6 protein-coding genes are annotated in these 4,820 nt (G+C 73.9%); all 6 read right to left on the bottom strand.

Annotated elements, in window-relative coordinates; translation table 11 throughout:
* Window positions 1–820: FAD-dependent monooxygenase (locus VR44_RS09495; RefSeq protein ID WP_045946968.1), on the bottom strand; the 820-nt coding region annotated here is incomplete at its 3' end.
* A 143-nt stretch (window positions 821–963) separates the two neighbouring features.
* Window positions 964–1,233 carry an acyl carrier protein gene (locus tag VR44_RS09490; RefSeq protein ID WP_045946969.1) on the bottom strand — a complete coding sequence of 90 codons (270 nt, stop codon included), beginning with the start codon at window positions 1,231–1,233 and terminating at the stop codon, window positions 964–966.
* A 139-nt stretch (window positions 1,234–1,372) separates the two neighbouring features.
* Window positions 1,373–2,590: a ketosynthase chain-length factor gene (locus VR44_RS09485; protein ID WP_045946967.1), complete on the bottom strand. Its 1,218-nt coding sequence runs from the start codon at window positions 2,588–2,590 to the stop codon at window positions 1,373–1,375.
* On the bottom strand, window positions 2,587–3,855 hold the full coding sequence (locus VR44_RS09480) for a beta-ketoacyl-[acyl-carrier-protein] synthase family protein (RefSeq protein WP_045946966.1): 1,269 nt from the start codon (window positions 3,853–3,855) through the stop codon (window positions 2,587–2,589). Before VR44_RS09480 ends, VR44_RS09485 begins: the two co-directional genes overlap by 4 nt.
* A gap of 37 nt (window positions 3,856–3,892) precedes the next feature.
* Window positions 3,893–4,222: a TcmI family type II polyketide cyclase gene (locus VR44_RS09475; RefSeq protein WP_045946965.1), complete on the bottom strand. Its 330-nt coding sequence runs from the start codon at window positions 4,220–4,222 to the stop codon at window positions 3,893–3,895.
* 46 nt (window positions 4,223–4,268) lie between these two features.
* The coding region (locus tag VR44_RS09470) for a TetR/AcrR family transcriptional regulator C-terminal domain-containing protein (protein WP_045946964.1) at window positions 4,269–4,820 on the bottom strand (552 nt) is incomplete at its 5' end.

Here is a 4,820-nt window from a genome sequence, read left to right as displayed (position 1 = left end):
GCAGCCGGCCCCGCCGGTACTCGGAGGCCTGCCGGGAGGCGTCGCCGAAGGAGTTCACCCACAGCGGGGTGCCGCCGCCGATGTCCTCGCCGGTGATGCGCTTCCAGCTGTCGGCGACCTCCTCGAAGGAGGGCTGCCCGGCCCGGGGCCGCGCCCCGAACTCGTGCACCATCACCCGCGTGACCCCGTCGGGCCGGCGGGCGGCGATGACGAGGCCGCCGTCCCTGCGCTCGAAGCGGCGATTGGGAATGTCGATGCCGGCGACGTCCGCGCGCAGCAGCTCGCGTTCGGCGTCGGTGCCGGGGAACTCGAAGCCGCCCAGCCGGCGGACGGCGCTGTTCTCGCCGTCGCAGCCGACGACGTACGCGGCCCGCAGGGACAGCTGTCCGTCCTCGGTGCGTACGGTGGCGGTCACCCCGTCCCGCGTCTCGGCGAGGCCGGTCAGCTCGTGACCGCGCCGGATGTCCGCGCCCAGGTCGGCGGCCCATTCCCCGAGGACTTCCTCCAGGCGGGTCTGGGCGACCTTCCACTGCCCCGGGTAGGGGCCGGGCAGGCCGAGGTCGAGGGGGATGCCCCCGAAGTGCCCGGTGCTGTCGTGCGGTACCTCGCCGAGCGGGTCCAGCAGGCCCCGGCTGTCGAGGATCTCCATCGTGCGGGCGTGCAGGGTGGAAGCCCGCGATTCCGAGGTCGGGGCGGTGAGCGTGTCGAGCACCACCACGTCCGTGCCCGCCAGCCGGAGTTCTCCGGCGAGCAGCAGTCCGACGGGGCCCGCGCCGACCACGATCACCTGGGTCTCGGTGAGGTCCTGATCGATGGCCATGGGCGTACTCCCTTTCTGTGGGCGGGGGTGGGGGCGGAGGGGTGGTGGCGGGAGGCCGGAGCCGCGGCCCCCTCGAAGGGGCCGCGGCTCCGGTGGGCCCGGCCGGGACGGCCGCGCGGGCCGGCCCGGCCGGCCCGCGCGGCTCAGGCGTCGACCGTGACTTTGAGGCTCGCGTTGATGGCCTCGACGAGCGAGCGCGGGGTGGTGTGGTCGGCGAAGATGTCGTCGTCCAGGGTGATGTCGAACTCGCGCTCGATCCGGCTGCCGGTCTCGAGCAGCGCCAGCGACTCGTAGCCCAGCGACTCGAAGTCGGTGTCGAGGATGTCGCCGTCGAGGTCGACCTCCTCGTCGGCTCCGGCGCCCTCCAGGAGGATGCGCTTGAGGTCGTCGAAGGTGAATTCCTGCTTGGACACGTGGGGTCCCTTCATCGGTGTACCGCACCGGTGTTTCCGGCTGCGGGAGTTCGGTGCGGGGCATGGGAAGCGCCCGCCCAAGCGCCCGCCCGAGCGCCCGCCCCCGACGGCGGAGGCGGCGAGGACGGACGCGGGCCGCTCAGTCCAGCGCGCGCAGCACCACCGCGGAGTTGAAGCCGCCGCGGCCGCGCGCGAGGACGAGCGCGGTGCGCACGGACGCCGTCCGCGGCCGGACGGCCACCAGGTCGATGTCGTACGCGGGCGAGAGCTCCACGTTGGTGGTCGGCGGAATCAGCCCCTCCCGCATGGAGAGGACCGCCGAGACCACGTCGACGGGCGCTCCGCCCGCACCGATCCGCCCGGTCGTCGTCTTGGGCGCGGTGACCGGCACGCCGAGCGGTCCGAAGACCGCGGTGATGGCCTCGGCCTCCTCCCGGTCGAGCCGCGGCACGCCCGCCCCGTCGGCGAAGACCACGTCGACCTCGGCCGGATGGCAGCCGGCGTCGGCGAGCGCCGCCAGGACGGCCCGGCGCAGGCCGGGTTCGCGGCCGCTGCCGGGACGGGGGTCGAGCGTGGCGCCGTAGCCGGCGAACTCGGCGTAGGCGTCCCGTGCCCCGCGGGCGACCGCGCCCTCCTCGTCCTCCAGGATGATCAGCGCGCCGCCCTCGCCCGGTACGTAGCCGGAGGCGGCCGCGTCGAAGGGCAGGTAGGCCCGTTCGGGCACCTCGCTGACGGACAGGTCGCCCGCGGCGAGGTGCGCGGCCCAGCCGAGCGAGCAGATCGAGGCGTCGAAGCCGCCGGCGGCGATCAGCCGGCTGCCCTTGCGGAGCCGGCGCCTCGCCTGGGCGAGGGCGTCGAGCCCTCCGGCCTGGTCCCCGACGAGGACGCCGGTGGGTCCGCGCAGGTCGTTGCGCACGGCGATCTGGCCCGTGTTCACGGCGTAGAACCAGGCGAAGGACTGGTACGCGCTGACGTGCTTGGGCCCCTGGCTCCAGAGCTTGCGCAGTTCGTTCTCGCCGAACTCGGAGCCCCCGGACCCGGCCGCGGTGACCACGCCCATGTCACAGGGGTGGAGGTCCCCCGGGTCCAGTCCCGCGTCCTCGAACGCGCAGTCGGTGGCGACGAGGGCGAGCTGCGTGACCCGGTCGGTCTGCGGGACGAGCCGCCCCGGCAGGTGTTCCGCGGGTTCGAAGCCGTGGATCTCCCCGGCCAGGCGCGAGGGGTAGGAGGAGGCGTCGAAGCGGGTGACCGGACCGATGGCGTTCTTGCCGATCCGGGTCGCCGCCCAGAAGTCCTCCACCCCGAGCCCGCTGGGGGCGGCCACGCCGATGCCCGTGACCAGGGTTCGGGCGCTCATGCGGTCCTCCTGTCGGGCCGGGCCAGCACCATCGCGCTCTGGAACCCGCCGAAGCCGCTGCCGACGGTGAGGACGGCATCGGTTCGGTGCTCCCGCGCGACGAGCGGGACGTAGTCGAGGTCGCACTGGGGGTCCCGGGTGCGCAGGTTCGCGGTCGGCGGCACGAGGTGGTGGCGCATCGCGAGGACGGACGCGGCGATCTCGATGGATCCGACGGAACCCAGCGAGTGCCCGATCATCGACTTGACCGAGCTCACCGGGGTGCGGTGGGCGTACGGGCCGAGCGCCAGCTTGTAGGCGGCCGTCTCGTGGGCGTCGTTCTGCCGGGTGCCGGAGCCGTGGGCGTTGACGTAGTCGAGGTCGGAGGGGTTCAGGTGCGCCTCGTCGAGCGCCACCGTGATGGCCTCGGCCAGTTCGCGGCCGTCGGGGCGCAGTCCCGTCATGTGGAAGGCGCTGGAGCGGGAGGCGTAGCCGGCGATCTCCGCGTAGGGCGTCGCGCCGCGGCGGCGGGCGCTCTCCAGTTCCTCGAGGACGAACACGGCGGCGCCCTCGCCGAGGACGAAGCCCCGGCGGGTGGCGTCGAAGGGCCGGGAGGCCCGTGCCGGGTCGTCGTTGAGGCTGGTCGTCGCCTTGATCGCGTCGAAGCACGCCAGGGTGAGGGGGGTGATCGGGGCGTCGGTGGCGCCGGTGACCATGACGTCGGCGCTGCCCTCGCGGATGAGGTCGACGGCGTGCGCGACCGAGTCGATCCCGGAGGTGCAGCCGGTGGAGACCACCGTGGCGGGACCCTCCGCGCCGACCGCCCAGGCCACCTCGGTGGCGAAGGAGCCGGGTACGAAGTGGTCGTAGAGGTCGGCGGGGGCGCGCATGTGGTCCACCGCCGCGAGCCGGCCGTGGTCGGTGGCCGCCCGGTAGGCCTTGTCGAGGCTGGAGACCGCGCCCACGCCGGTGCCCATGCTGACACCGGTGCGGTACGGGTCGAGCCCGGCGAGCTCGATCCCGCTGTCGGCCACCGCCTCGCGCGCCGCGACCACCCCGAACTGGGCGGCGCGGTCCATGCGGCGGATCTCCTGGTCGGTCAGCCCGTGGAGCTCCGGCAGGAAGTCGGCCTCGGCCGCCACCCGGGAGCGGAAGGGGGAGGCGTCGAAGTGGGTGATCTCCCGGGTGGCCGTGCGCCCCGAGCTCAGCAGGTCCCAGAACTCGCTGACCCCGATGCCTCCCGGCGCCAGCACCCCGATGCCCGTGATGACTACCCGGCGGCCCACGAGCGGTGCCCTCCCGTCGGTTCTGCGGTCGCGGACATCACTCCGTCGCCGTCCAGTCGTAGAAGCGGGTGGCCATCGCGTCGGCCGGGGAGCGCCAGGTCTCCGGGTCGTACGGCTGGATGAAGGGCTGGAGGTCGTAGCTGATGCGCATGAACCGCGGGTCGTTGCGGGACTGCTGGATGCGCTCGCCGCCGTCGTCCTCGGCGAAGTCCTGGAGGTGGAAGTAGAGCCCGTTGTACGAGAACAGCCGCCGGCGGAGCGTGCCCATGCGCTCCGGCATGTCCGTGCGGTCGAACTCGGCGAAGATCTTGGCCACCTCGGCGCTCGAACGGACGTCCATCCGCGCCACGATCAGGTTGCTGTGCATTGTTTCCACTCTCTCCGGGAATCGGCGGGGTCGGCGGGCCGGCGGGTCAGCGGGAGGCCGGGCCGTACAGGCGGATGAAGTCGTCGACTCCGTCGGCGATGAGCGCGTCCTCCTCGACGCGTCCGAGCGGCAGCGCGCCGTGGAAGGAGCGCTGGACGACGGACGAGGGGACCAGCAGGATGAAACGCTCCGCCGCCTGGTCGGCGTCGGCGATGTCGAGCAGGCCCCGGGCGGCGACCTGCTGGAGGCGGCGGGCCAGTTCGCGGCGGGCCTGGCGGGGGCCGGTGGCCTGCCATTTGTCGACGGCCTCGGCGGGCAGGTGGGTGACCTCGGCGCTGATGTGCCGGACGATCGCGAAGTGCTCGCGGAAGGCCTCCAGCGGCGCCAGCCAGGCCCGGCCCAGCGCGATCAGGTCCTCGCGCAGGTCGTGGATCTCCGCCAGGTAGCTCTCGGCGACGGCCGCGAGGGAGGCGGCGACGGAGGCGGAGCTGTCCAGCAGGACGCCCAGCAGGAGCTGCTCGTGGTCGGGGAAGTGCCGGCCGACGTCGGCGGCGGCGAGCCCGGCCTCGACGGCGGTGGCCTCGGCGGTGCAGTGCCC

It is taken from the genome of Streptomyces katrae, from assembly GCF_000966975.1.
GTDB lineage: Bacteria > Actinomycetota > Actinomycetes > Streptomycetales > Streptomycetaceae > Streptomyces > Streptomyces katrae.
The sequence above is the reverse complement of the archived record's forward strand: the minus strand, read 5'-3'. Positions and strand labels throughout refer to the sequence as shown.

Bases quoted from the DNA above. Each gene is read 5' to 3' on its own strand.
- VR44_RS09485 (WP_045946967.1), bottom strand. From the start codon at position 2,590: ATGAGCGCCCGAACCCTGGTCACGGGCATCGGCGTGGCCGCCCCCAGC.
- VR44_RS09475 (WP_045946965.1), bottom strand. From the start codon at position 4,222: ATGCACAGCAACCTGATCGTGGCGCGGATGGACGTCCGTTCGAGCGCC.